General features: G+C 48.3%; 1 pseudogene. It reads right to left on the bottom strand.

Features of this window, described 5'->3' with window-relative positions:
- Positions 1–172 precede the first annotated feature (172 nt).
- Positions 173–688, bottom strand: a pseudogene (locus tag DWV53_RS15940) (DUF3874 domain-containing protein); the annotation flags it as partial.

Here is a 688-nt window from a genome sequence, read left to right as displayed (position 1 = left end):
GTGTTCAGTAAACCCAATAAGTAATTCGTGTTCCGAAAAAACAATAAGAAATTCATGTTCAGTAAAAACAGTACGTAATTCGCGTGCAGAGAAATATCTATTAGAGTTATGCTTCGTAAATATGATACTTAGCTATCGTAACCATGATACTTAGTGGTCGTAACCAAGATACTTAATCCTCCACGGTATCGTTAGGATTGATGAAGGCATCGTTGTTGATTTCGCTACCTTCCTTCTCTATCACAGCCCAGCCGTTGCCGTTCTTCTTGTGAATCTTCTTGAATCCAAGACGCTTCATCACGTTACCGATGTTCTGGTTGTTCAGGTTCTGGCGAAGAGCAGGGTTCACACCTATCCTCTCCAGTATCTCAGCACTGTAGCGGAACTTGATAAACTGTAGCGGTGTATCTGGCTCCGGCACCCGGTAGTAACGGAGTATCTGCTCCTCGGCATAGTTGGCTACCATGAAGAGGCGGTTGTGACTGCGCATCAGCTCGATGTCGTCTCTCGTCAACCAGTATGTCCACTCCAGGGGCTCGCCCTTAGGATGGCTCATTACCTCCTGACCCAGTGCCACAGCCTCGGCAAACACGTGGTCGTAGTCTATCGGGTGCTCTATCGGACTCTCGATGCTCTTTACCAGCCACGGACAGTAGCGGCGGTTCTCCTCGTCGGTGATGAACTGCTG

This window comes from Segatella copri (genome assembly GCF_003465495.1).
Classification (GTDB): Bacteria; Bacteroidota; Bacteroidia; order Bacteroidales; family Bacteroidaceae; genus Prevotella; species Prevotella copri_G.
Note: the sequence above shows the minus strand (reverse complement) of the source record. Positions and strands in the feature narration are given on the sequence as shown.